This is a genomic window from Streptomyces sp. NPDC002795 (assembly GCF_042888725.1).
GTDB lineage: Bacteria > Actinomycetota > Actinomycetes > Streptomycetales > Streptomycetaceae > Streptomyces.
Genome location: NZ_JBIAQB010000004.1, coordinates 594,977 through 619,483, shown reverse-complemented (window position 1 = coordinate 619,483; position 24,507 = coordinate 594,977). Strand labels below are relative to the sequence as shown.

The window sequence follows — 24,507 nt, the reverse complement described above, 5'->3', positions numbered from 1 at the left end:
TACGGCACCCTCAAGCCGCGAACGCCAGCAGTGTGTACGTCGGGTCGGGGCGCGGGGTCTCCGGGTCCGGCAGGATCTCCAGCCGCGAAGCCAACTCCCCGCCCCCGCGCGCGTACACCCGCCCGGCCCGCACCTCCCGCGCGAGCCGCGCCGGCACCCGGCCCTGGCCATGTCCGACGAAGGTGGCGGAGCCGTGCGGGCGCAGTCCGTGCTCGGCGGCGAGCGACGTGACGCGTGCGGTGGCGTCGGCGGGTGGGCGGCGGCCGGCGTGGGGCGTGACGAGGGCGCAGATGTCGCTGCCGACGAGGTGCGCGGCGACCTTGTCGACCGTGGTCACGAACACCCCGCCGGGGCGCAGTACGCGGGCCGCCTCGGCGACGACCGGCGCCGCGTCCTCCAGGAGGTGCAGCAGCCATACGGCGGTGACCGCGTCGAACGTGCCGTCCGCGACGGGCAGTTGGTACGCGTCCGCCTGGAACGCGGCGCCGGACAGTCGGGGCGCGGCGGCCCGCAGCATGCCGGCGGCGCGGTCCACGCCGAACGGGCGCAGGCCGGGGCGGGTCATGCGGCGGGTGACGAGGCCGGTGCCGCAGGCGAGGTCGAGGAGGGTGCGGGCGCCCGGTGGCACGAGGCCGAGCACGGCGTCGGCGGCGGCCTCGGCGCGTGGCTCACCGCCGCGGGTGGCGTCGTACCGGTTCGCTTCCTCGTCGTAGTCGAGCACGCGGGGACCTTATCCCGGGCCGCGACGTGGGTGGGCGGATCTCCCCCACCCCCGCCGGAGGGGCTGAAAACGGGCTCAGCTCGCGCCGTGCCCCGGTGCCAGCTTCTCCACCCTCTCCGCCAGCGCGAAGTCCTTCGCCGTGAGCGCGCCGCCCGCGTCGTGGGTGTTCACCGCGAGAGTCACCGTGTTGTAGCCGAGCGTCAGGTTCGAATGGTGGTTCAGCTCCTCCTGGGTCTGCGCGATGTGCACGACCATCGCCGCCGCCGCGAAATGCGTGTCCAGGCGGTACGTGCGCGTGAGCGCGTCGTCTTCCACGGACCAGCCCGGCAGCTCGGCGAGGCGGTCCTCGATGTCCTTCTGGGAGAGCGGTTCAGTAGGCATGCCTCCAGCGTGCCACCGGATCCGGTTACGGTCTCCTCATGACTGCCGCGGCGCGCAAGAACACGTCAGAACTGGGCACCCTGCTGCGCGGCTGGCGGGAGCGGCGCCGGGTCAGCCAGCTGGAGCTCGCGTCGCGGGCGGACTCCTCGGCGCGGCACATCAGCTTCGTCGAGACGGGCCGTTCGCGCCCCAGCGAGGACTTCGTCCTGCGGCTCGCCGAGCACCTCGACGTACCGATGCGGGAGCGCAACGCCCTTCTCCTGGCGGCCGGTTACGCCCCGCGGTTCAAGGAGACCCCACTGGACGACCCCTCGCTCGGCGTGCTGCGTGAGGGGCTCGAAACGCTGCTGCGCGGCTACGAGCCGTATCCGGCGTTCATCGTCGACGCGACGTTCAACGTGATCGCGGCGAACAACGGCATCGCCCTGCTGATGTCCGCGGCGCCCGCACACCTGCTCACGGAGCCGCTGAACGCGATGCGCCTCACCCTGCACCCGGAGGGCCTCGCGCCGCGGATCAGGAATCTGCGCGAGTGGCGGGGGCATCTGCTGACGCAGATGGAGCAGCAGATCGCGCTGACCAGGTCGGAGCCGCTGCGGGAGCTGTACGAGGAGGTGTCCGCGTATCCGCTGCCGCCGGGCGCGGGGGACGGGCCGGTGGCGCCCGTGCTGCCCTATTTCGCGTTGCCGATGGTGATCGAGCACGAGGGGCATGTGCTGTCGTTCGTGTCGTCGATCTCGACGTTCAATACGCCGTTGGACGTGACGGTCGCCGAGCTGGCCGTGGAGACGCTGCTCCCGGCCGACCCGGCGACGGCCAAATACCTTCAGTCGGCGGTGGGCTGACCGCGCAGCGCGGCGTACTGGAGCGCTGCGAAGGCGGCCACCACCACGGCCTGAAGTGAGCCGTAGGCCGTCCCGGCCGTGCTCGGGTCCAGCCAGCCGAACAGGGCGACGAAGCTGAGCACCGTCCAGGCGAGGTTGACCTCGACCACGGTGCGCACGCCGACCGCGGGCGGGCTGCTGCGTGCGGCGAGCACCCCGACCGCGGCGGCGTACGCGATCAGGCCGGCGCCAAGGCCCAGCAGCAGCCCCGGGTCGATGCCGAGGAAGCGGCCGATGGGCCCAGAGGCGGCGACGTAGGCGACGCCGTTGGCGCCGGTGCCGAGCGCGTCGGCGGCGAGCAGGCGGCGCAGCCAGGTGGTGCGGGCCTGGGCCGGGGTGGTGGCGAGTGTGGTGGCGGACATGGGGCTCCCCCTCCGTCAGCGGGTCTGCGTCATCGGTTCGGTGACACCACCCTGCCCGCGCCCGGGTGGCGGGTCGATTACGTCCGGGGTAATGGCCGAGGCCGTACGTGAGGCCTCCCGCGCCCGACTCGTACGGTCTCGGCCGAGATGTGCCATGGACGTAACGCCATTAGCGTGCCCAGAACGGGATATCGAGGGAGCTAACGGTGACGGACACGACGCGCACCCCGACCGAGCCGGACGCCGCGCTGCTGCGCGCGGGGCGGTTCTTCCGGCGGGGGACGGCCGCGCCTGACCTGCACAGCGTGCAGATCAAGGGCGGCCGGGACGGGGACGTCTTCTATCGGGACCGCTGGAGCCACGACAAGGTCGTGAACTCCACACACGGCGTGAACTGCACCGGCTCGTGCCGGTGGAAGGTGTATGTCAAGGACGGCATCATCACCTGGGAGACCCAGCAGACGGACTATCCGAGCGTGGGGCCCGACCGGCCGGAGTACGAGCCACGCGGCTGCCCACGCGGCGCCGCGTTCTCCTGGTACACGTACTCACCCACCCGTGTGCGCTACCCGTACATCCGGGGCGTGCTGGTGGAGATGTACCGGGAGGCGAAGGCACGGCTTCACGACCCGGTGCTCGCGTGGGCCGACATCCAGGCGGACCCCGAGCGGCGCCGGAGGTACCAGCAGGCCCGCGGCAAGGGCGGTCTGGTGCGTGCCACCTGGGACGAGGCCGTGGAGATCATCGCGGCGGCGCACGTGCACACCATCAAGACGTACGGCCCGGACCGGATCGCCGGGTTCTCGCCCATTCCGGCCATGTCGATGGTGTCGCACGCCGCCGGGGCCCGGTTCCACTCGCTGATCGGCGCCCCGATGCTGTCGTTCTACGACTGGTACGCGGACCTGCCGGTGGCCTCGCCGCAGGTGTTCGGCGACCAGACCGACGTCCCCGAGTCGGGTGACTGGTGGGACGCCGCGTATCTGATGATGTGGGGCTCCAATGTGCCGGTGACGCGTACGCCCGACGCCCACTGGATGGCCGAGGCGCGCTATCGCGGCCAGAAGGTCGTGGTCGTGGCGCCCGACTACGCGGACAACGCGAAGTTCGCCGACGAGTGGCTGCACCCGCACCCGGGGACGGACGGCGCGCTGGCCCTCGCGATGGGGCACGTCATCCTCAAGGAGTTCTTCGTCGACCGGCAGACGCCGTTCTTCACGGACTACGTCAAGAAGTTCACCGACCTGCCGTTCCTGGTGACACTGGAGGAGCGGGACGGCGCGTACGTGCCGTCGAAGTTCCTGCGCGCCACCGATCTCGGGCAGGGCGGCGAGGGCGGCGAGTGGAAGACCGCCGTGCTCGACGAGGCGACGGGCCAGCCGGTCGTTCCGAACGGTTCGCTGGGCTTTCGCTGGACCGAGTCCGGCAAGGGCAAGTGGAACCTCGAACTGGGCGCTATCCAGCCGCAGTTGAGTCTGCACGACTCCGATGTGGCGAGCGGAGTGGAGGTGCTGCTCCCCCGCTTCGACACCGATGGCGGCACGCACGGGCAGGGTCGCGGCGAGGTCGTGCGGCGCGGTGTGCCGGCGACCCGGCTCGGCGGGCAGGACGGACCGCTGGTGACCACCGTGTTCGACCTGCTGCTCGCGCAGTACGGCGTCGGGCGCGAGGGCCTCCCCGGCCAGTGGCCCACCTCGTACGACGACACGGAGACGCCCGGCACCCCCGCCTGGCAGGAGATCCACACCTCCGTACCGGCCGCCAAGTGCGTGAAGATCGCGCGGGAGTTCGCGAGCACCGCGGAGAAGTCGCGCGGGCGCTGCATGATCCTGATGGGCGCCGGCACGAACCACTGGTTCCACTCCGAGACCACCTACCGGGGCTTTCTGTCGCTGCTCCAGCTCACCGGCTGCCAGGGCAGGAACGGCGGCGGCTGGGCGCACTACGTGGGTCAGGAGAAGTGCCGTCCGGTCACCGGCTGGGCCTCGCTCGCCTCCGCCAACGACTGGTCGCGGCCGCCGCGCCAGATGATCGGTACTGGGTTCTTCTTCCTCAACACCGACCAGTGGCGCTACGACAGGTTCAGCGCCGACGTGCTGGCGTCCCCGCTCGGCAAGGGCGCCTTCGAGGGCATGACGGGCGCCGATGTGCTGTCCCTGTCGGCGCGTTCGGGGTGGATGCCCTCGTATCCGACGTTCGACCGCAGCTCGCTCGCGCTCGGTGAGCAGTCCGTCGAGGACACCGTCGCCGAACTCAAGGCGGGCTCGCTGAAGTTCGCCTGCGAGGACCCGGACGCGCCGGAGAACTGGCCGCGCGTGATGACGCTGTGGCGGGCGAACCTGCTCGGCTCGTCCGCGAAGGGCGCCGAGTACTTCACGAAGCACCTGCTGGGCACACACTCCTCGCTGCGAGCCGAGGAGGCCTCCCCCGAGGAGCGGCCCACGACGGTGACCTGGCACGACGAGGCTCCCGAGGGCAAGATCGACCTGCTCACCTCCCTCGACTTCCGGCAGACGTCCTCGACGCTCCTCTCCGACGTCGTCCTCCCCGCCGCGACCTGGTACGAGAAGCACGACATCGCGTCCACGGACATGCACCCCTTCGTGCACTCCTTCACCCCGGCCGTGGACCCGCCGTGGCAGGCGCGCAGCGACTTCGACACGTTCAAGGCACTGGCCCACAAGCTCAGCGCGCTGTCCGTCCACCACCTGGGCGTACGGCAGGACTTGGTGGCGGCGCCGCTCCAGCACGACACCCCCGGCGAGATCGCGCAGCCCGGCGGCGTCGTCCTGGACTGGCGCAAGGGCGAGTGCGAGCCGGTACCGGGCAAGACCATGCCGAACCTCACCGTGGTCGAGCGCGACTACACCGCGATCGGCGCCAAGTTCACCGCGCTCGGCCCGCTCGTCGAGCAACTGGGCCTGCCCGCCAAGGGAATCGCCCTCAAGCCCGACCAGGAGGTCACGGAGCTGCGCGAGCGCAACGGCGTCGTACGCGGCGGGCCCGCCGACGGGCGCCCCGCGCTCGACACCGCGGTCAAGGCGGCGAACACCATCCTCGCCCTGTCCGGCACCACCAACGGCCGCCTCGCCACGCAGGGCTTCCACACCCTGGAGGCCCGTACGGGGCAGGAGATGGCGCACCTGGCCGCCGAGCACGAGGGCAAGCGCGTCACGTACGCGGACACGCAGGCCGCGCCCGTCCCGGTGATCACCTCGCCGGAGTGGTCGGGCAGCGAGTCCGGCGGGCGCCGCTACACCGCGTTCACGCTCAACACCGAACACCTCAAGCCGTGGCACACCCTCACGGGCCGCCAGCACTTCTTCATCGACCACGACTGGATGCACGAGCTGGGCGAGTCGATGCCGATCTACCGGCCGCCGCTCGACATGAACCGACTGTTCGGCGAGCCACGGCTTGGCCCGGACGGGGAAAAGGAGGTGACGGTCCGTTACCTCACCCCGCACAACAAGTGGTCCATCCACTCCGAGTACCAGGACAACCTGTTCATGCTGGCGCTGTCCCGCGGCGGCCAGTCCATCTGGATGTCCCCGCAGGACGCCGAGTCGATCGGCGTGAAGGACAACGACTGGATCGAGGCGGTGAACCGCAACGGCGTCGTCGTCGCCCGCGCGATCGTCTCCCACCGGATGCCGGCCGGCACGGTCTTCATGCACCACGCGCAGGAACGCACCGTCAACGTGCCGAAGGCGGAAGCCACCGGCAAGCGCGGCGGCATCCACAACTCGCTCACCCGGCTGATCCTCAAGCCGTCCCATCTCATCGGCGGCTACGCCCAGTTGAGCTGGGCGTTCAACTACCTCGGCCCGACGGGCAACCAGCGCGACGAGGTCACGGTCATCCGCCGCCGCTCCCAGGAGGTCCAGTACTGATGCGCATCATGGCTCAGGTCGCGATGGTCATGAACCTCGACAAGTGCATCGGTTGCCACACCTGCTCGGTCACCTGCAAGCAGGCGTGGACCAACCGCAACGGCATGGAGTACGTCTGGTTCAACAACGTCGAGACCCGTCCCGGGCAGGGCTATCCGCGCCGGTACGAGGACCAGGAGAAGTGGCGCGGCGGCTGGGAGCTGAACAAGAAGGGCGCCCTGAAGCTGAAGGCGGGCGGCCGCTTCAAGAAGCTCGCGGGCATCTTCTCCAACCCCAAACTGCCGGAGATCAAGGACTACTACGAGCCCTGGACGTACGACTACAAGAACCTCACCGACGCCCCGCTCGGCGACGACTACCCGGTCGCGGAGCCCCGCTCGCTGATCAGCGGCAAGCCGATGAAGATCGAGTGGTCCTCGAACTGGGACGACAACCTGGGCGGCGCGACGGAGTACGGCGATCTCGACCCGATGGTGGAGAAGACCCGCGAACAGGCCGCGGAGAAGGTCAAGTTCCAGTTCGAGCAGACCTTCATGTTCTATCTGCCGCGGATCTGCGAGCACTGCCTCAACCCGTCGTGCGTCTCGTCCTGCCCCTCGGGCGCGATGTACAAGCGCGTCGAGGACGGCATCGTCCTCGTCGACCAGGACTCGTGCCGCGGCTGGCGGATGTGCGTCACCGGCTGCCCGTACAAGAAGGTGTACTTCAACCACCGCACCGGCAAGGCCGAGAAGTGCACGCTGTGCTACCCGCGCCTGGAGGTGGGCCTGCCGACGGTCTGCTCCGAGACCTGCGTGGGCCGCCTGCGCTACCTCGGCGTGATCCTCTACGACGCCGACAAGGTGACGGAGGCCGCCTCCTCGCCCAATGAACACGACCTGTACGAGGAGCAGTTGGGCATCTTCCTCGACCCGGAGGACCCCGCGGTGCAGCGGGCCGCCGAAGAGGCGGGCATCCCGTACGACTGGATGGAGGCCGCGCGGCGCTCGCCCGTGCACGCGCTCATCAGCAAGTACAAGGTGGCACTTCCGCTGCACCCGGAGTACCGGACGATGCCGATGGTCTGGTACATCCCGCCGCTCTCCCCCGTCGTCGACGCGCTCACCGAGACCGGGCACGACGGCGAGGACCACGGGAACCTGTTCGGCGCGATCGACACACTGCGCATCCCGCTCGAATACCTCGCGGAGATCTTCACGGCGGGCGACGTCGGCCCGGTCCGCGCGTCCCTGGAGAAGCTGGCCGCGATGCGCTCGCACATGCGGGCCATCAACCTCGGTGACCTGCCCGACGCTTCGATCGCCGAGTCGATCGGCATGTCCCCGGACGAGATCGAGGACATGTACAAGCTGCTCGCCATCGCCAAGTACGAGGACCGGTACGTGATCCCGACCGCCGCGGTCGGCGACGCGCAGCGCCTGGAGGAGTCCGCGCTGCCGTCCGACACCTGCTCGCTCGACCACGAGGGCGGGCCCGGCATGGGCGGCGAGGGCCCCTTCGGGGGCGACTCCGGTACGACCGTCGCCGACGGCCGCAAGCTGCTGCCCGTCGTCTCCGTCGAGAACTTCCAGCTCAGCAAGGACCGCCAGACCGCCGACCAGGAGGAGAACCGATGACCGACCGCACCTCCCTGCTCCTTCAGGCGTCCGCGCTCTGTCTCACTTACCCGGACGAGGAGTTCTACCAGCGGCTTCCGCTGATCCGCGCGGCCGCCCCGCCGCTCGCCCCCTTCGTCGAGCACGCCGAGGCCACACCGATGCAGGACCTGGCGGCCCACTACGTCCAGGTCTTCGACTTCAAGAACCGGCACAGCCTGTATCTGACGTGGTGGCGCGACGGTGACACCCGGCGGCGCGGCATGTCCCTGGTGCGGATGAAGGAGGTCTACCGGCGGCACGGCATGGAGTTCACCGGCGAGGAACTCCCGGACTTCCTGCCCGCGGTCCTCGAATTCTCCGCGCAGGAAGGCACGTTCCTGCTGGAGGAGAACCGTGCGGGCCTCGAACTGCTGCGGTTCGCCCTCACCGACCACGGCACCCCGTACGGAGTCGTCCTCGACGCGGTGTGTGCCACCCTGCCGGGCCCCTCCCCCAAGGACCGGGCCGAGGCGCAGGCGCTCGCCCGCTCGGGCCCGCCCCAAGAGGACGTCGGCCTCGAACCCTTCGCACTTCCCCTCCTCGAAACGGAGCACGCCCGGTGAACACGGCGATCTGGGGCGTCCTGCCCTACGTAGCGTTCGTCCTGCTGATCGCGGGCACCATCTGGCGCTACCGCTACGACAAGTTCGGCTGGACGACGCGCTCCTCGCAGGTCTACGAGTCGAAGCTGCTCAACATCGCGTCGCCGATGTTCCACTACGGCATCCTCTTCGTGCTCGTGGGCCACATCGTCGGCCTGTTCATCCCGGAGTCGTGGACCGAGAAGGTCGGCGTCAGCGAGCACACGTACCACATGTTCTCGCTGATCGGCGGCACCTTCGCGGGCGTCCTCGCGCTGGCCGGCATCGCGATGCTGGTCTACCGGCGCCGCACCAAGGCCCCCGTGCTGCGCGCCACCACCCGCAACGACAAGGCCATGTACGTCTTCCTGCTCGGCGCGCTGGTCCTCGGCATGGTCGCCAAGCTCACGCACTCCGGTGGCAGCGGCTACGACTACCGGCAGACCATCGCTCCGTGGTCGCGCAGCCTGTTCACCCTGAGCCCCGATGTGGCGCTGATGAACGGGGTGCCCACGCTCTATCAGATTCACGCGGTAGTGGGCATGCTACTGATTGCGCTGGTACCGTTCACCCGGCTCGTGCATATGTTCAGCGCGCCGGTGCAGTACCTGTTCCGCCCGTACGTCGTTTACCGCAGCCGCGACCCGCGGCGCCTCGGCGCACGTCCGGAGCGTCGGGGGTGGGAGCGCACCGGCTCCTAGTTCCTGGGGGGACGTACCAAGGTGAGTGAACGTCGGCCCGCGCCCACTGTGGGCCAGGTCGTCCTCGGTCGCCGGCTGCGTGACCTGCGCGAGGCCCGTGGACTCAAGCGCGAGGAGGCGGCCCGGCCGCTGCGCGTGGCGAGCGCGACGATCCGCAGGATGGAGACCGCCGAGGTCGCGCTCAAGATCCCCTACGTACAGATGCTGTTGGAGATGTACGAGGTGCCCGAGCGGGAGATCGAGGCCTTCGTGGCGCTCGCCGAGGACGCGAACCTGCCGGGCTGGTGGCAGCGGTTCCACGATGTGCTCCCCGACTGGTTCAGCCTGTACGTCAGCCTGGAGGGCGCGGCGTCGATGATCCGCGCCTACGAACCGCACTTCGTGCCCGGCCTGTTGCAGACCGAGGAGTACGCGCGGGCCGTCTTCGACGCCGGCACGGTGGGCCGTTCCCGGCCCGAGGACGTCGACCGGCACATCGACCTGCGCATGGCCCGCCAGTCGCTGCTCGACCGGGAGGACTCCCCGCACCTGTGGGTCGTCATGGACGAGACGGTGCTGCGGCGCCCGCCCGGCGGTCCTCACGTGCTGCGCGGCCAGCTCGACCGGCTCATCGAGGAGGCGCGGCGCCCCAACGTGACGCTCCAGATCGCCGAGTTCGCGACGGGGCCGCACCCCGGCACGTTCGGCCCGTTCACCCTGTTCCGGTTCCCGGTCAGGGAGCTGCCGGACATGGTCTACAGCGAGTACGTGACCGGGGCCCTGTACCTGGACGCGCGGGACGAGGTCGGCATGCACCTGGAGGTTCTCGACCACCTGGTGGCGCAGGCTGCCGGGGCCGAGCGGACGGTGGAGATTCTCAAAGAGACGCGGGACGCTCTCGGGTGAGGGGTCACGGCTTGTCGTCGTCGACGATCTCGGCGTCGACGACGTCGTCGTTGGCGCCCCCGTCCTTGTCCTGCGACGGCTGCTCGCCCGACGCAGGCGCGTCCTCCTGGGACGACGAGGCCGCCTGGTACATCGCCTGACCCATCCGCTGGCTGACCTCGGCGAGCCTGCGCGCACCCTCGCGCAGCTCCTGCGTGGAGGCTTCCTTCGAGTCGAGTACGGTCTTCAACTCCCGTACGGCGTCCTCCACTTCGGACCGGGTCCCGGCAGGCACACGCGCCTCGTTGTCCCGGACGAAGCGCTCCGTCTGGTACACGAGCTGCTCCGCCTCGTTGCGGACCTCGGCCGCCTCGCGGCGCGTGCGGTCCTCCTCCGCGTGCGTCTCGGCCTCCCGCATCATCCGGTCGATCTCGTCCTTGGGCAGCGCCGAACCGCCGGTCACCGTCATCTTCTGCTCGCGCCCCGTGGCGAGGTCCTTGGCGCCGACGTGCATGATCCCGTTGGCGTCGATGTCGAAGGTGACCTCGATCTGCGGCACGCCGCGCGGCGCGGGCGGCAGTCCCGTGAGGTCGAAGACGCCCAGCTTCTTGTTGTAGGCGGCGATCTCCCGCTCGCCCTGGAAGACCTGGATGCCGACGGAGGGCTGGTTGTCGGCGGCGGTCGTGAAGGATTCCGAACGGCGGGTGGGAATGGTGGTGTTGCGCTCGATGAGCTTCGTCATCACCCCGCCCTTGGTCTCGATGCCGAGCGACAGCGGGGTGACGTCGAGCAGCAGCACGTCCTTCACGTCGCCGCGGATCACACCGGCCTGGTACGTGGCGCCGACGGCGACGACCTCGTCCGGGTTGACGCCCTTGTGCGGGTCCTTCCCGGTGAGTTCCTTGACGAGGTCGGTGACGGCGGGCATGCGCGTGGACCCGCCGACCAGGATGACGTGGTCGATGTCCTTCAGCTCGACGCCCGCGTCCTTGACCGCCTGATGGAACGGTTTCTTGCAGCGGTCGAGCAAGTCGTCGGTGAGCTCCTGGAACTGAGCGCGCGTCAGCTTCTCGTCGAGGTGCAGGGGGCCCGCGGCGGAGGCCGTGACGTAGGGCAGGTTGACATTCGTCTCGCTGGACGAGGACAGCTCGATCTTGGCCTTCTCCGCGCCCTCGCGCAGCCGCTGCACGGCCATCTTGTCGTCGGCGAGGTCGATGCCGTGACCGTTCTTGAACTGCTGGACGAGGTGGTCGACGATCCGCTGGTCCCAGTCGTCGCCGCCGAGTTGGGTGTCGCCGTTGGTGGCCTTGACCTCGATGACTCCCTCGCCCATCTCCAGGAGCGAGACGTCGAAGGTGCCACCGCCCAGGTCGAAGACGAGGACCGTCTGCTCCTCGCCCTTGTCGAGGCCGTACGCGAGCGCGGCGGCCGTCGGCTCGTTGACGATGCGCAGCACCTTCAGGCCCGCGATCTCACCGGCCTCCTTCGTGGCCTGGCGCTGCGCGTCGTCGAAGTGGGCGGGCACGGTGACGACGGCGTCGGTGACGTCCTCGCCGAGGTACGACTCGGCGTCACGCTTGAGTTTCTGCAGGACGCGGGCGGAGAGCTCCTGGGCGCTGTAGCGGTGGCCGTCGATGTCCCCGCTGTCGGGGAAGTGCCAACTCCCGTCCCCCATATGCCGTTTGACGGAGCGCGCGGTGCGCTCGACGTTCGTCACGGCCTGCCGCTTGGCGACCTCGCCGACGAGCACCTCGGCGCTCGACGACCTGGCGAAGGCGACGATCGAGGGCGTGGTGCGCGCGCCCTCCGCGTTGGCGATGACGGTGGGCTCACCGCCCTCCAGGACGGCCACCACCGAATTCGTCGTACCGAGATCGATACCGACCGCACGCCCCATGACGCGTCCCCTTTGCCGTTGCGTAGGCCCGCTCACGTCCGGATCCAGCACAGGGCGTGAGCGGGCCTACGTCAAGAGCACGGACGCTCAGCCACCCAGCTTGGCGGTGAGGGTGATCGTCGTGCCGGTGAGCGCCTGGCTCACGGGGCAGTTCTTCTTGGCGTCCTCGGCGGCCGCCTGGAACCCCTGCTCGTCGAGGCCGGAGACCGTGCCCTCGACGGTGAGGTGGATTCCGGTGATGCCCTCGCCCGGCTGGAACGTCACGTCCGCGGAGGTGACCAGCTTGGTGGGCGGGGTGCCCGCGCCCGTCAGACCGTTGGAGAGCGCCATGGAGAAGCACGAGGAGTGCGCGGCGGCGATCAGCTCCTCCGGGCTGGTCTTGCCGTTCGCCTCCTCTGCGCGGGAGGGCCAGGACACCGGCTGCTGCCCGATGCCGGACGAGTCGAAGGTGACGGTGCCGTTGCCCTCGAACAGGTTGCCTTCCCACACGGTGTGTGCGGAGCGCGTGGTTGCCACGGTGGTTCCTTTCCGTTTCCGGATGCTTCGGACTCCCATCCGACCACATCCGACCCGACAGTGGCACGCCACCATGGCCGGAAAGCGAACTGGGCAAGTCGGCACAGCGGTGACACTTTGAGGCCTCCCGCCCAGGGGGGTCTCAGGGGGCTTCGCAGGGGGTCAGACCATGCGCATGATTTACGCGGACCAAGGTCCGTCACCACTGGAGACCGGGAAGCCGGGTGCGACCGACCGGGATTCCACGTTCGGCTGGTGGGGTGCGTTCAGCATCCAGAAGTTCGTGAACCAGAGCCCGCTCTCGCACACCCACGCGGACGCGACGGGCTGGCTCGCGTACCTCCAGCAGTTCTACGACCGCAACTTCTGGTTCGCCGACGCCGGCGCCCAGGTGTGGGCGTACGAGGAGACGTACGACAACTGGCAGGACCGGTACGGCGTGGACGCCGTCGTCGCCGTGTACCACTCGGGGCACGGTGGCATGGACGGCAACGGGGTGTTCTTCGCGCCGCTCGGCGCCAAGTGGGACAACCGCTCGGACGCGATCTCCAACCGGATGGCGTTCGGCAACGAGAAGGCCAACTACGTGTTCTGGTCGACGTGCAACTCGCTGCGCGTCCTCGACGGGCACTCCCCCGTCCGCACCTGGGCCGGGCCCAACCTCGGCTCCCGGATGATCTTCGGGTTCGAGACGATCAGCATCGACAGCCCGGACTACGGCAAGAAGTTCTGGGAGAAGTGGCGGGCCGGGCAGACGTTCTGCGACGCGTGGCTGAACGCGAGCTGGGACATCTACCACGGTCAGGCACCGTCGGTGTGCGCCACCGGTGCGACCCAGGCGGAGGCTCAGAACCGGCTGAACTCCGAGCGCAACTTCTACCGGGAGCACGTATCCGACAACTGGTACGCGTGGCGCTGGTACTACGCGCGCCAGGGCCTGCGCGATCCGCTGACGCAGGCGCCGCAGACCCCGCAGATCGTGCAACTGGCGCCGCGCGACCCGAGCGAGGAACTCACGAGCCTGGGCCGCATCGCGCACTTCCCGGCGGCGGCGCTGCAAGAGGTGCAGGTCGAGCGGCAGGGCGTGCTCAGCGCGAGCTCGGGCGACCGGTTCATCTCGACGGCGCCGCAGGCGGTCCGCTGGGTGAAGCTCGCCGAGGGCAACCACCGCAACACGCGGCAGCTGTCGACGGAGCGCGCGGTCGAGATCGCGCAGCGGTTCGCTCAGGAACACAGCCAGGGCGCGGAGGGCGTCGAGCTGGTCGTGGACAGCGTGCACGACCTGATGCAGAACAGCGGCAAGAAGGACGGCTCGCAGATCGGTGAGCCGGTGTCGCTGCAGACGCACGTCACGTTCCGGCAGGCCTTCGACGGCGTACCGGTGATCACGCCGGGCCGCGGCGAGTTCCGCGTCGCGCTCGACAACGACGGCACGGTCGTCCAGGCGACCCTGTCGACGCGCACGCCCACCGGCGACACCCGCACGCCCGCCTCCGCGGTCGCGCCGCCGTCCGGCAAGGGCACGCAGGCGCTCGCCTCGCCCGGTTCGCGCGATCCGCGGCAGGCGCTCGACGAGGCGCAGGCGCGGCGCATCAGCCATCTGACGGCGATGGCCGCCGACAGTGAACGGTCGGCGGCCGAGATCGAGTCCGGCCTTGAGGTCAGGGACGTACCCGGGTCTCTGGAGGTCGGTTACGAGATCGAGGGCAACGAGGCGTATCCCGCGGCCCGGAAGCTGATCGAGATCGGCTCACGGGACAGCATGTTCAAGACACAGCGCTGGGTGGTGGCGCCTATCGCCAGGTGACGAACCGGTCAGTGGGTGGCGGTCCGCTTCTTGCGGGCCGCCATCCACGCGTAGACGAGGACGCCCACGAACAGGAAGATGACGCCCTGGTAGACGGCCGCGTAGCCGGCGCCGCCGACCAGCCACATCGAGAAGCCGAACGCGGCGAGCGCGAGGGTCATGTCGCGCGCGAGGCGGCCCTTGCTCACCCGGTGGCCCTGGCCGGACAGCAGGAAGTAGATCTGCGCGGCGGTGGCGAGGAGGTACGGGACCGTCGCCGTGAACGTCGTGATGAGTACGAGGCTCTCGAAGACGCCTTCGGACCCCGCCGTGTAGTTGTAGATGGTCAGGACCGAGGCGAGGGCGACGCCGACGAGCACGCCGAACGTCGGGACGCCGCGCTTCTTGCGGGCGAACGCCGCGGGGAACAGGCCGTCCTTGGCGGGGGCGTACGGCGCCTGCGCGGAGAGCAGCGTCCAGCCGTTGAGCGCACCGAGGATCGAGACGACCGCCGCGATCGCGACCGCCGTGCCGCCCCACGTGCCGCCGAACATCACGTTGACGGAGTCGGTCATCGGCGCGGTGGAGTCCACCAGCTTGTCGTGGGCGACGGTGCCGAAGACGGAGACCGTGCACAGCAGGTAGACGAGCGCGGCGAGCCCGGTGCCGAGGACCGTGGCCCTGCCGACGTTGCGCTCCGGGTCGCGGACCTCGCCCGCGCTCATGGAGGCGGACTCGACGCCCAGGTAGCTGAAGAGCAGGATCGCGGCGGACGCCGAGATCGCGCCGACCGGGGAGTCCCCGCCCGCCTGGAACGGGCCGAGGTTGTCGGCGTCGAAGAAGAACAGGCCGCCGACCGCGACGAGCACCAGCGGCGCGAACTTCAGGACGGTGGAGACCAGCTGGACGGCGCCCACGTAGCGGGTGCCGGCGAGGTTGGCGAGCGCGGGCAGCCACTGGCAGGCGAGCGCCGCGACGATCGTCCAGAACGTCGAGCCGTGGATCGGCAGGAGCACATTGAGGTAACCGACGGCGGCGACGGCGAGCGCCGCGTTCGACACCCACGAGGTGATCCAGTAGCTCCACGCGGCGAGGAACCCGGCGAAGTCACCGAAGGCCTCACGGGCGTACACATAGGGGCCGCCGGTCTGCGGATGCCGCTTCGCGAGCCGTCCGAAGACGAGCGCGAGGGCGATGGCGCCGACGGTGAGGACACCGAAGGCGACCAGCGAGATCGTGCCGTACGGGGCCACGGAGGCGGGCAGCAGGAAGATGCCGCCGCCGATGATGTTGCCCATGACGAGGGCCGTCGCGACGGGAAGACCGAACCTGCGGGCGTGCTTGCTGCTCTGGTTCTGGTCCTCGTCCGCTGCCGGAGCCGTGTCGGGAGCGGGGGCAGTCCCGGTGTCGAGCATGGGGGGAAGTGCCTCTCGGTTGTGCTGGGCCACCGCGGGATCGCCGGATGGCGGGGCCCATGGTCCGGTGGGCTCCCGCCGCGCTCCAAATCAGGCGGAATTGTCCTGCGGCTCGGGGGGCGTGGCCGCAAATGATGCACCGCCGGGCTCGCGCCGGAGGGAATTCTCCACGGGCCGCTCAAGGGGCTTCGTCGCAGGTGGGGCCAGGGACAGCGGCACGACCCGCATCGGGACCTGCGGTCCGTGGCCCTCGGTCAGCCAGCGGCGCAGCACGTGGTGCACCTGCTCGGCGCCGACCAGGGCCTCGCCTTGCGGAACCGGCTCGGACAGCTCCGCGGGCGAGAGCAGGAACGGGCGGCTCTGCGCGCCGCCGAGTCCGCCGTGCGAGCCGATCTGTTCCTCGAAGGCGAGGACTTCGCCGTCCACCGGGTCGTACATGGAGTTGACCATGATGTCGGCGGTGTGCGGGAAGGAGTCGGTGCGGCGCACGGCGTCCGCGGCGCCCGTCCCGAAGCCGGCGAGCGGCCCCTCCCCGTCGGCCAGTTCGGCGAGCGGCACCTGCGCGCCCTGCGCCCCGAGCACGACCGCGCCGTGCTCCTCGCTGCGTACGAGGAGGAAGCCGATGCCGGGGTGGTTGGCGAGGGTCGGCAGCAGGGCGGGGTTGCGGGCGTCGATCTCCTCGTGGGTCATGCGGTGCGGGACGTCGGGGAACGAGACGAGGCCGAGGTTGCCGGAGGCCAGCACGACGGGTTCGCTGCGGCGGCCCTTGCCAGCGCCCTCCTCGACGGGCCGGTGCAGCGCGGCCCGCACGGCGGCGCGGGCCTCGGCGCCGCTGCGGGTGCGCCCCGCCTTGCGCGGCACGGGCAGCCCACAGCCCGCGCGCACGAGGTCCTGCAGCGTGAGCCCGTAGCGGCCCTGGAAGGTCTCGCCGGGGCTCTGCCCGTGGTCGGAGAGGACGACGATGCGGTACGGGCGCGGCGCGTGCTCGGCGACCTTGACGAGCAGCGCGAGCGAGCGGTCGAGGCGTTCGAGCACCTTCTGCGCGTCGCGGCCGAAAGGGCCCGAGTGGTGCGCCACCTCGTCGTACGCGACGAGGTCGGCGTAGACGGCGCTGCGGCCCGCGAGCATGTCTCCGATGACGGCCGCGACGACGACGTCCCGTTCCACGACGGTCGCGAAGGCGCGGATGAACGGATACAGGCCACCGCGCCCGATGCGCGGCCGCACCTTGCACACGCGGGCCCGGGTGGACTGCCCGATCTCCCGGCCGACCTCGGCGAAGAAGGACAACGCGGTGCGCACGGCGTTCGCCGGGTCGGAGAAGTAGGCGAAGTAGCCGGCCCGCGAGCGGTTCTCCTTGCCGCGCCGGGCGGCCACGGACAGGACGAGCGCGACCTGTTCCGCGCCGCCGCTGAACAGGTTGCCGCGGCTGGCTCCGTCGACGGTGAGCAGTCCGCCGTCACCGGTGTGCGCGACGGCGCGGCGCTGGAGTTCGGCGGCGCTGGTGGGCCGGTTGGAGACCTGGGTCTCGCCGGTGTCCTTCTCGTACCAGCGGAAGGCCGGGACGTCGTAGTTGGAACCGTGCAGGATGCCGAGCTGGCTGGCGCCGGTCTGGCTGGACCAGTCGGTACGCCACGGGGTGAGGCGGTGGCCGCCGTCGCGCAGCCACGAGCCGACCGTCGGCATGACGTCGTCGCGTGCGGCGCGGCGCAGCACCTCGTGACCGACGCCGTCGAGCTGGATGAAGACGGTGCCGGGGGTGGGCGGGCAGTCGGCGTCGGCGTCGGAGCCCCTGCGGCGCCTGCGGTCGGCGAGCCGGTACAGGCGCCTGCGGTACGCGTCGTCGTCCCGGACGGCCAGCGCACCGCCGGCCGCGGACGCCACGGCCGACATGACCGCGGCGACGACGACGGCGGTCTCGGGTCCGGCCTCTCCCCTGCCGTCCGGGATGAGGTGCAGCGCGATGAGCAGCAGGGCGCCGTTGAGGAAGAACACGACGAGGCCGAGGACGAGCGCGGGTACGAGCAGCAGGGCGCGGACGAGGATCGGCCAGACCAGGGCCGAGAGCAGGGCGAAGGCGGCGGCGCCGAGGGCGGCGGTGACGGCTACGCGGGTCATGCTGTCGCCGTCGTCGGACGTCAGCTTGAAGTCGGGCAGGAGCCCGGCGAGGATCATCATGGTGACCGTGCAGGCCGCCCAGACGGCGACCGATCGCCAGGCGGTGCTTCCGGCTCGCCGCCACCATCGGCCTCCGGCCACGTTTCGGCTCCCTTCTTTGGTCACGTGTGGTCAGGGTTTCATACCTTTTGCGGCTGCCCGGTGTTGCGGTCACGGGGCTCCGCCCCGGACCCCGCGCCTCAATCGCCGGCGAGGCTTGATCTATCAAGCCCCTGCGGCGATTGAGCAGCGGGGTCCGGGGCGGAGCCCCGAGGCGTCAAGCACGGGGGGCCTCTAGCAGCCGTCGTAACCCGCTGTCGGCATCGAGAGGCGGCGGTGCACGCGGGCCTTCATGTCCGCGTCGTAGGCGGGTTCCACGAGGCCCGCCGTCTCCAGGCGGATGCCCCGCCGCTCGCACTCCGCGGAGAACGCGTCGACCGAGCGCAGGGCCGCACGCAGGACCCGCTCGCAGGGGGCGACGAACACGTCGACGAGGCCCGCGTCGACGTCCGCCCACAGCACCTCGTGGTCGGGGCGGACCGAGTGGACGAGCAATTCACGGGTGATCACGTAGCCGCGCTCGGCGGCCCAGCGCGCGCACATGGCGTGCTGGCTGCGCGAGTCCACCAGGAAGGGGTCGGCGTCCAGCTCCTCCAGCGGGATCAGGCTGGCGATCGCCGCGACCCGCACCGCGTCGCCGCTCCCGTCGGATGCCCCCATGCGTCCCCCCTCACCACAGCTTTCGGCGTTGACCCTACTCCTGCACGTAGGCTCAAGGGAGTCGCCCGGAGGAGCACAAGGAGGAGCGCGTGCCGGTGGAGATCACCTGGTGGGGTCATGCCACCTGCACCGTCGAGGACTCGGGCACGCGCGTCCTCACGGATCCGCTCTTCGCCCGGCGCCTCGCGCATCTGCGCCGCCGGCGCGGCGCGCCCCCGCCGCCGCGCGCCGCCGCCGCGGATGTCGTCCTCGTCTCCCACCTGCACGCCGACCACCTGCACGTGCCCTCGCTCGCCCGGCTCGCACCCGGTACTCGGGTGCTCGTGCCGAAGGGCGCCCCGCGCGCCGTGCCCGCGCTGCGCAAGCTGAACACGCTGAAGATCATCGAGGTGGAGGCGGGCGCCCGCTTCGAGGTCGGGAACGTGGCGATCGACGTGGTCCGCGCCGAGCACGACGGGCGCAGGCTCCCGGTCGGGCCGCACACGGCCCCCGCGCTCGGCTACGTGGTGAACGGCGAGGCCCGTACGTACTTCGCGGGCGACACCGGGCTCTTCGACGGCATGGCGGAGGCCGTGGGCGACGTCGATGTGGCGCTGCTGCCGGTCGGCGGCTGGGGTCCCTACCTCGGGTCGGGGCATCTCGACGCCGGCCGGGCCGCCGAGGCACTCGCCCGGATCGCGCCGCGCAGCGCGGTGCCCGTGCACTACGGGACGTACTGGCCGATCGGCATGGACGCGGTGCGGCCGCACGAGTTCCACGCGCCTGGGGAGGAGTTCGTCCGGCAGGCGGCGCTGCGCGCGCCCGGCGTGGCGGTGCACCGGCTCGACCAGGGCGAGAGCGTACGTCCCGAGGTGGCCGGATGAGACGGGCCGCCGTCCCCCGGCCGGGAGTGCGCCGGTGATTCTCTCCGCAGCGACCCAGGTGTCGCCCGAGACGACCCAACAGGCCGTCGGTTACCCCTCGTTGTTCCTGCTCGTCTTCTTCGGGGCGCTCGTCCCGGTCATTCCGACGGGCGCGCTCGTGAGTTCCGCGGCGGTCGTCGCGTTCCACCACGGCGCGCCGCTCACGCTGCTGTTCGTCTTCGTGGTGGCGGCGCTCGCCGCGTTCCTCGGCGACATCGTCCTGTACTGGCTGGGGCGGCGCGGCATGCACTCCAAGAACGGGTCGAAGTGGCTGGAGGCGATCCGCTCGCGGGCCCCCGAGGAGCGGCTCGCGCAGGCACAGGGCAAGCTCGACGACCACGGGGTGATGGTGCTCGTCCTGTCGCGGCTCGTGCCCGCCGGGCGGATCCCCGTGATGCTGGCCTGCCTGCTGGCGAAGATGCCGCTGCGGCAGTTCGCCCGCGGTGACGTCCCCGCCTGCCTCGCGTGGGCGGCGACGTACCAGGTGATCGGCATCCTCGGCGGCTCCCTCTTCCCGGAGCCGTGGCAGGGCGTCGTCGCGGCGATCGCGCTGACGGTGCTGATCAGCGCGGTGCCGAGCGTCTGGCGCAAGGTGCGGGGGCGGGAGTCAGGCGGTCAGCACGCGTGAGCCGCCCACCGGCACGTCCCACAGGGCCGTGCGCGGGAGGCCCGCCTTCTCCCAGGCGGCGCGGAGCCGGTGGAGCGGTTCGAGGACAGGTTCCGCCGACAGCAGGAACGTCGCCCAGTGCATCGGCGCCATCCGGCGCGCGCCCACGTCCTGCGCCGCCCGGACCGCGTCCTCCGGGTCGCAGTGCACGTCCTTCAGCCACCAGCGCGGGTCGTACGCGCCGATCGGGAGCAGCGCCAGGTCGATGCCCGGGTAGCGGCGGCCGATCTGCGAGAACCAGTGGCCGTAGCCGGTGTCGCCCGCGAAGTAGATCCGCTGTCCCTCGGAGTCGGTGAGCACCCAGCCGCCCCACAGGGTGCGGCAGGTGTCGACGAGGCTGCGCTTGGACCAGTGGTGGGCCGGCACGAAGTCGAAGCGGACCCCTTTCAGCTCGGCCGCCTCCCACCAGTCCAACTCCGTGACCTGTGTGAATCCGCGCCGCGTGAACCAGCGGGCGAGGCCCGCGGGGGCGAGGACCGGGGTGTCGCGCGGGAGTCTTCTGACGGTCGGCCAGTCCAGGTGGTCGTAGTGGTTGTGGCTGATGACGACGGCGTCGACATGCGGCAGCGCGCTCCAGGCGACGCCCGCGGGGGTGACCCTGGCCGGGGTGCCGAGGATCTTGCGGGACCAGACGGGGTCGGTGAGCACCGTGAGGCCGCCGATACGGACGATCCAACTGGCGTGCCCGACCCAGGTGACGGCCACCGTGCGGGCGTCGACCCGCGGCAGCGGGCCCGGTGCGAAGGGCAGTCGCGGGATGTCGGCCAGGCTCTCGGCGGGCGGCCGGAGCGCGCCCTCGCGGGCGAATCTGGCGAAGGCCCGCAGGCCGGGCAGCGGAGCGGTGAGCCGGTGGGCGAAGGATTTGGGCCAGCGGCGCGGTATGTCCGGCGCTCCGGTGTCTCCCCCGCCGAGCGGCCGCGGCTCGACGAGGGGCAAAGGGGCCGCGGTGGCATCAACTCGCTGTACGGCCGACGGTGCCTCGGACGCCTGCGTCATCGCTCGGTCTCCCATCCTTCGCGTGCCGGTTCCCCGCCGATGGCGCGGAGCGTCGACTCCACCATGGTCAACAGCCGTGCGACATGCGGCAATTCCAAGGGCTCCGGTGAGGTGAGAGACGCCCTGCGTTCCTCGGGGGTTGACCCGAGCAGCGGTCCCGTCGACAGGCGCGCCCGCAGCGCGCCCTGTTCGTCGCCGAAGCGGTGGCCGCCGGGGACGGGCATGCCGAGCCGGTCGCCGAGGAAGTCCTCCAGGTCCTGGGAGTCGCTGACGCCGAGCGCGGCGAGCCGGGGCCGCAGCTCCTCCAGGTCCATGTAGAGGTGCCGGCCGGCCCGCGGCGGTCTGGCGAGGCCGCCCGCGTCGAGCACGGCGCGGTGCGCGGCCCCGGCGACCTGCGCGTGCAGCGCGGCACCGATGCGGCGGCGCTCGGTGATCTCCTCGGTCTCGTTCAGGACGTACGTGGCCGCGGCGGCGACCGGCGCCGCGAGCAGCGCCCCCGTAGCGGTGAGGAAGTCGAGGACGCGGGCGCGCAGCCTGGCGCCGCGCTCCGTGGTGGGGAACCGGGCGCAGGCCGCGGGCAGCGAGGGCGGCAGGAAGGCGCCGGTGAGGTCGTTCAGGACGGTGACGTCGCGCGGGTACATCTCGGCGGGGCTGAACAGGACGGTGTCCGCGCCCGGGTGCAGGGTGTCCCGCCACGTCTCGTCGCTCACCACGTGCAGGCCCTCGGAGGCGGCCGCCTCCACGGCCTCGTGCAGCACTTCGGGCGGCGGCACGGTCGCCGTCGGGTCGTCGGCCACGGACAGGACGAGCAGGCGCGGGTCGCCGCCCTCGGCTCTGACCCGGCGGACGGTCTCCAGGAAGGCCGAAGAGTCGGGTACGCCGCCGCACTCGGCGGGCGTCGGCACGTGGTACACGGCGCGGCCCAGCAGCCTGGCCTGCGGCACCCACCAGGCCGAACAGGGGCGCGGCACCAGCACGTCGCCGCCGAGCGCGGCGGTGAGGGCGAGCAGCAGCGGGGCCGCGCCGGGCGCCGCGCCGAGCTGCTCGCGTCCGGTGCCGAGGCCGCGGCGCTGCCAGTAGCCGCAGGCCGCTTCGAGCAGGGCGGGCGGCCCGCCGGGCGGCTCCGAGGCCGGGCGTCCGGCGGCGCTCGCGACGACGGCGGCCAGTTCGGGCAGCACCGGAAGTCCCGCCTCGGGCAGCGGCGGGCCGTACCGCACGGGCCCACGGCCTTCGGGGGGCCGTGCCCCCGCGGCGCCGGGGCCGGACGTCCTGGCCATGGGTTCCGGGTGCCGCATGCTGCCTCCGTAGCCGTCCGCTCGCTGTACGGGTGCGGCCGCCGCGGGAGGCGGGCCGCCGGGTCCTGCTCCCAGCGTCACACCTCACGGGGTGTCGGCGCGCGGCGTGGCGCACGTGGAGCGAGGCGGCTGGGCCGGCCGGGTGACCGGGCGGGGGGGACGGTCAGTCCGACACGGCGCTGAACTCGCGCTCCAGGCCGCGGCCGCGCCGCTCGACGACGGCGGAGGCGACATCCGCCAGTTTCCGGTTCGTCCTCTGCGAGATTCGGCGCAGCACGGTGAACGCGTCGTCCGGTGAGCACCCGAGCACATGCATGACGATGCCGCAGGCCTGGTCCACCACGGGCCGTGAGCGCAGAGCCGAGCCCAGCTGGTCGACCTCGGTGAGCGCCGCCTGGTAGGAGCGGTCGCGCACCAGACAGCTCGCGGCCAGATCGCCGAGGGCGCGGATCGGGCCGTGCGGCGCGGCCTCAAGGGAACCGGCCCGGAAGCTGTACAGGCTGAGCGTGACGGTGAGGTCGCCGCAGCGGAAGGGAATGGTGATGCTGGAGCGCACTCCTGAGTCCAGGGCGATCGCGCGGTAGTCGGGCCAGCGCCGGTCGTTCAGCAGGTCGCTGGCGTCGACCGGGTCACCGCCCTCCTCGGCCGCCGGTATGGGGCCGATGCCGAAGCGGTCCTGCACGGAGACGAGCGCGGCGAGATCGGGGTGGGTCACCGCGGTCGGCCGCCCGTCGGTGCCGTCGGTCGCCGTGGCGACGGCGCCGCAGCACTCGGTGGTGCACCGGAGCGCCCCCTCGGCGAGTTCGGAGAGCCGCCGGTCGGGAAGCTCCGATTCCGTCTCCGTGGCGCGCTGACCAGGCGTCACGAGATGCCTTCCGACGTGGGCCGTGTCGTCGTCCTGATCGGCCGGCACGTACTGTCGCATGGGATTCAAGCCTCCTTGTCGGTTGGCTTCCCGTACCGGGCCCCAGGAAACCCGGGACGGGATACGTTCTGGGCATGGCGCAGACGGAGGAATTCGATGAAGAACTGGCGGACTTCGTGCGCCGTGTGACGGAGCTGAAGACGGCGCGCTCCGTGGCGACGGCGGAACTGCCCGCCGTCCTCGACGCGGCTCTCTTCGAACTCGACCATGTAGCGGGAAAGCTGTGGCCGCAGCCCCAGTACGGCGAGGCCACGGGCAAGAGCCCGGGGCGCAACGCGGTCGCCGAGCGGCACGAGCAGCAGCTGCTGCGCGCCGTCTTCCAGCGCCTTCCGCTGCCGGTGGCGCTCGTGGACCGCGAGGCGGTGGTACGCCGCCTCAACTTCGCGGCGACGACCTTCACCGGCGTACGAGCCGGATACGCGACGGGCCGCCCGCTGACCGGATTCCTGGCGCACGCCGACCGGGCCGCGTTCCGCTCGCAGGTCGCGGCGGTGGCCCGCGGCGAGGGGGACCGCGGCCTGACCGTGCATCTCCAGCAGAACCCGCACGTCCCGGTCCGCACGGTCCTCACGGGCCTGCGTCCGGGCACCGAGCGGCGCACCACGGTCCTCACGATCCTGCAGCCCGCGGACGACGCCACCGTCAGGCCCGCGTCGGCCCGGCCCTCCGCGCCGGTCCCCGACCTCGCGGAGACGACGCGGCACGCGTCGCTCACCGACCTGCTCGACGCGATGACGCGGGAGCTGCTCGGCGGCCCCATGGGCGACCCGGCCGAAATCCTGCGGCGCGCCGCCCGTGTCCTGCACGGCCGGTTCGCCGACTGGGTGGTGGCCGACAGGGGTGCCGCTCACCTGGAGCGTACGACGGTGCTCGGCGCGGACGACGAGGCCGTCCGGGACATCGCCGCGCAGGATCCGGCGACGAGCCCGCTCGTCGCCGAGGCGGCGCGCGGTGGCGCACCGACGCTGCTCGTGCGCCCTGAGGACCTGCGGGCCCTGGGCGACGACGCGTCGGGGGCGCCGGTGCTCGTCCGTGCCGATGTCACCTCGCTGCTGTGCGTGCCGTTGATCCCCGCGCCCGGCGAACCGGTCCAGGGTGTGCTCACCCTGTTCCGGTCCGCGGGCCGCCTCGCCTTCTCGATGGCGGAGGCGAAGACGCTCGACATGATGGCCCGTCACATCGCGTTGGCGATGCGGATATAGGGCCT

Annotated in this window: 21 protein-coding genes; 10 read left to right on the top strand and 11 right to left on the bottom strand. The window is 71.4% G+C overall.

The annotated features are described in order from the left end of the window. Positions 1-10 precede the first annotated feature (10 nt). Entirely contained in the window at positions 11-721 is a 711-nt protein-coding gene (locus ACFYWS_RS15925) for a class I SAM-dependent methyltransferase (RefSeq protein ID WP_389275615.1), read from the bottom strand. 75 nt (positions 722-796) lie between these two features. Continuing rightward, entirely contained in the window at positions 797-1,102 is a 306-nt protein-coding gene (locus ACFYWS_RS15920) for a 4a-hydroxytetrahydrobiopterin dehydratase (RefSeq protein ID WP_389275612.1), read from the bottom strand. Positions 1,103-1,140: 38 nt separating this feature from the next. Here ACFYWS_RS15920 and ACFYWS_RS15915 point away from each other — a divergent pair, with 38 nt between their 5' ends. Next, a complete protein-coding gene (locus ACFYWS_RS15915; RefSeq protein WP_389275609.1) occupies positions 1,141-1,947 on the top strand; it encodes a helix-turn-helix domain-containing protein in 807 nt (268 codons plus the stop codon). Here ACFYWS_RS15915 and ACFYWS_RS15910 read toward each other — a convergent pair. Continuing rightward, the gene (locus ACFYWS_RS15910; RefSeq protein WP_389275606.1) at positions 1,929-2,348 is read right to left on the bottom strand and encodes a hypothetical protein; all 420 of its coding nucleotides are present in this window, start codon (positions 2,346-2,348) and stop codon (positions 1,929-1,931) included. The two genes, ACFYWS_RS15915 and ACFYWS_RS15910, sit on opposite strands and share 19 nt — an antisense overlap. A gap of 206 nt (positions 2,349-2,554) precedes the next feature. Here ACFYWS_RS15910 and ACFYWS_RS15905 point away from each other — a divergent pair, with 206 nt between their 5' ends. The 5 genes from ACFYWS_RS15905 to ACFYWS_RS15885 are packed head-to-tail and all read left to right on the top strand — an operon-like array spanning position 2,555 to position 10,045. Then, positions 2,555-6,241, top strand: coding sequence for a nitrate reductase subunit alpha (locus tag ACFYWS_RS15905; protein WP_389275602.1), 3,687 nt, complete (start codon positions 2,555-2,557; stop codon positions 6,239-6,241). Next, on the top strand, positions 6,241-7,857 hold the full coding sequence (gene narH / locus ACFYWS_RS15900; protein WP_389275599.1) for a nitrate reductase subunit beta: 1,617 nt from the start codon (positions 6,241-6,243) through the stop codon (positions 7,855-7,857). Before ACFYWS_RS15905 ends, narH begins: the two co-directional genes overlap by 1 nt. Next, positions 7,854-8,441 carry a nitrate reductase molybdenum cofactor assembly chaperone gene (gene narJ / locus ACFYWS_RS15895; RefSeq protein ID WP_389275596.1) on the top strand — a complete coding sequence of 196 codons (588 nt, stop codon included), beginning with the start codon at positions 7,854-7,856 and terminating at the stop codon, positions 8,439-8,441. Before narH ends, narJ begins: the two co-directional genes overlap by 4 nt. After that, entirely contained in the window at positions 8,438-9,160 is a 723-nt protein-coding gene (gene narI, locus ACFYWS_RS15890) for a respiratory nitrate reductase subunit gamma (RefSeq protein WP_389275593.1), read from the top strand. Before narJ ends, narI begins: the two co-directional genes overlap by 4 nt. Positions 9,161-9,181: 21 nt before the next feature. Then, a complete protein-coding gene (locus ACFYWS_RS15885) occupies positions 9,182-10,045 on the top strand; it encodes a helix-turn-helix domain-containing protein (protein WP_389275590.1) in 864 nt (287 codons plus the stop codon). Positions 10,046-10,049: 4 nt separating this feature from the next. On the opposite strand, the gene dnaK is transcribed toward ACFYWS_RS15885, so the two are convergent. Together dnaK and ACFYWS_RS15875 are read right to left on the bottom strand one after the other, a co-directional pair. Further along, on the bottom strand, positions 10,050-11,921 hold the full coding sequence (dnaK, locus tag ACFYWS_RS15880) for a molecular chaperone DnaK (protein WP_389275587.1): 1,872 nt from the start codon (positions 11,919-11,921) through the stop codon (positions 10,050-10,052). Between the two features lie 87 nt (positions 11,922-12,008). Further along, on the bottom strand, positions 12,009-12,437 hold the full coding sequence (locus tag ACFYWS_RS15875) for an OsmC family protein (RefSeq protein ID WP_266715470.1): 429 nt from the start codon (positions 12,435-12,437) through the stop codon (positions 12,009-12,011). Positions 12,438-12,606: 169 nt separating this feature from the next. Here ACFYWS_RS15875 and ACFYWS_RS15870 point away from each other — a divergent pair, with 169 nt between their 5' ends. Then, the gene (locus ACFYWS_RS15870) at positions 12,607-14,244 is read left to right on the top strand and encodes a DUF6345 domain-containing protein (RefSeq protein ID WP_389275583.1); all 1,638 of its coding nucleotides are present in this window, start codon (positions 12,607-12,609) and stop codon (positions 14,242-14,244) included. Between the two features lie 8 nt (positions 14,245-14,252). Here ACFYWS_RS15870 and ACFYWS_RS15865 read toward each other — a convergent pair whose 3' ends face one another. From ACFYWS_RS15865 to ACFYWS_RS15855, 3 genes are all read right to left on the bottom strand, one after another. Then, on the bottom strand, positions 14,253-15,638 hold the full coding sequence (locus ACFYWS_RS15865; RefSeq protein ID WP_389275580.1) for an amino acid permease: 1,386 nt from the start codon (positions 15,636-15,638) through the stop codon (positions 14,253-14,255). A 90-nt stretch (positions 15,639-15,728) separates the two neighbouring features. Continuing rightward, complete coding sequence (locus tag ACFYWS_RS15860) at positions 15,729-17,897, bottom strand: phage holin family protein (RefSeq protein WP_389275578.1); 2,169 nt, start codon at positions 17,895-17,897, stop codon at positions 15,729-15,731. A gap of 192 nt (positions 17,898-18,089) precedes the next feature. Continuing rightward, positions 18,090-18,515, bottom strand: a complete 426-nt coding sequence (locus ACFYWS_RS15855) for a hypothetical protein (RefSeq protein ID WP_389275575.1) — start codon at positions 18,513-18,515, stop codon at positions 18,090-18,092. 89 nt (positions 18,516-18,604) lie between these two features. On the opposite strand from ACFYWS_RS15855, the gene ACFYWS_RS15850 reads away from it, so the two are divergent. Next, positions 18,605-19,378 carry an MBL fold metallo-hydrolase gene (locus tag ACFYWS_RS15850; RefSeq protein WP_389275572.1) on the top strand — a complete coding sequence of 258 codons (774 nt, stop codon included), beginning with the start codon at positions 18,605-18,607 and terminating at the stop codon, positions 19,376-19,378. A gap of 37 nt (positions 19,379-19,415) precedes the next feature. After that, positions 19,416-20,045, top strand: coding sequence for a DedA family protein (locus ACFYWS_RS15845; RefSeq protein WP_389275731.1), 630 nt, complete (start codon positions 19,416-19,418; stop codon positions 20,043-20,045). Here ACFYWS_RS15845 and ACFYWS_RS15840 read toward each other — a convergent pair. The 3 genes from ACFYWS_RS15840 to ACFYWS_RS15830 all read right to left on the bottom strand — a co-directional run bounded on the left by ACFYWS_RS15840 (position 20,025) and on the right by ACFYWS_RS15830 (position 23,300). Further along, positions 20,025-21,080, bottom strand: coding sequence for an MBL fold metallo-hydrolase (locus ACFYWS_RS15840; RefSeq protein ID WP_389275569.1), 1,056 nt, complete (start codon positions 21,078-21,080; stop codon positions 20,025-20,027). The genes ACFYWS_RS15845 and ACFYWS_RS15840 overlap by 21 nt on opposite strands. Next, on the bottom strand, positions 21,077-22,375 hold the full coding sequence (locus ACFYWS_RS15835; RefSeq protein ID WP_389275566.1) for an aminotransferase class I/II-fold pyridoxal phosphate-dependent enzyme: 1,299 nt from the start codon (positions 22,373-22,375) through the stop codon (positions 21,077-21,079). Before ACFYWS_RS15835 ends, ACFYWS_RS15840 begins: the two co-directional genes overlap by 4 nt. 163 nt (positions 22,376-22,538) lie before the next feature. Continuing rightward, a complete protein-coding gene (locus ACFYWS_RS15830; protein WP_389275563.1) occupies positions 22,539-23,300 on the bottom strand; it encodes an ANTAR domain-containing protein in 762 nt (253 codons plus the stop codon). Positions 23,301-23,374: 74 nt separating this feature from the next. Here ACFYWS_RS15830 and ACFYWS_RS15825 point away from each other — a divergent pair, with 74 nt between their 5' ends. Next, positions 23,375-24,502, top strand: coding sequence for a GAF domain-containing protein (locus ACFYWS_RS15825; protein WP_389275560.1), 1,128 nt, complete (start codon positions 23,375-23,377; stop codon positions 24,500-24,502). Positions 24,503-24,507 lie beyond the last annotated feature (5 nt).

Coding starts and splice junctions, on each gene's coding strand:
- dnaK (WP_389275587.1), bottom strand. CDS start 11,921: ATGGGGCGTGCGGTCGGTATCGATCTCGGTACGACGAATTCGGTGGTG.
- ACFYWS_RS15840 (WP_389275569.1), bottom strand. CDS start 21,080: ATGACGCAGGCGTCCGAGGCACCGTCGGCCGTACAGCGAGTTGATGCC.
- ACFYWS_RS15865 (WP_389275580.1), bottom strand. CDS start 15,638: ATGCTCGACACCGGGACTGCCCCCGCTCCCGACACGGCTCCGGCAGCG.
- ACFYWS_RS15855 (WP_389275575.1), bottom strand. CDS start 18,515: ATGGGGGCATCCGACGGGAGCGGCGACGCGGTGCGGGTCGCGGCGATC.
- ACFYWS_RS15920 (WP_389275612.1), bottom strand. CDS start 1,102: ATGCCTACTGAACCGCTCTCCCAGAAGGACATCGAGGACCGCCTCGCC.
- narH (WP_389275599.1), top strand. CDS start 6,241: ATGCGCATCATGGCTCAGGTCGCGATGGTCATGAACCTCGACAAGTGC.
- ACFYWS_RS15830 (WP_389275563.1), bottom strand. CDS start 23,300: ATGCGACAGTACGTGCCGGCCGATCAGGACGACGACACGGCCCACGTC.
- ACFYWS_RS15825 (WP_389275560.1), top strand. CDS start 23,375: ATGGCGCAGACGGAGGAATTCGATGAAGAACTGGCGGACTTCGTGCGC.
- ACFYWS_RS15910 (WP_389275606.1), bottom strand. CDS start 2,348: ATGTCCGCCACCACACTCGCCACCACCCCGGCCCAGGCCCGCACCACC.
- ACFYWS_RS15870 (WP_389275583.1), top strand. CDS start 12,607: ATGCGCATGATTTACGCGGACCAAGGTCCGTCACCACTGGAGACCGGG.
- ACFYWS_RS15915 (WP_389275609.1), top strand. CDS start 1,141: ATGACTGCCGCGGCGCGCAAGAACACGTCAGAACTGGGCACCCTGCTG.
- ACFYWS_RS15835 (WP_389275566.1), bottom strand. CDS start 22,375: ATGCGGCACCCGGAACCCATGGCCAGGACGTCCGGCCCCGGCGCCGCG.
- narJ (WP_389275596.1), top strand. CDS start 7,854: ATGACCGACCGCACCTCCCTGCTCCTTCAGGCGTCCGCGCTCTGTCTC.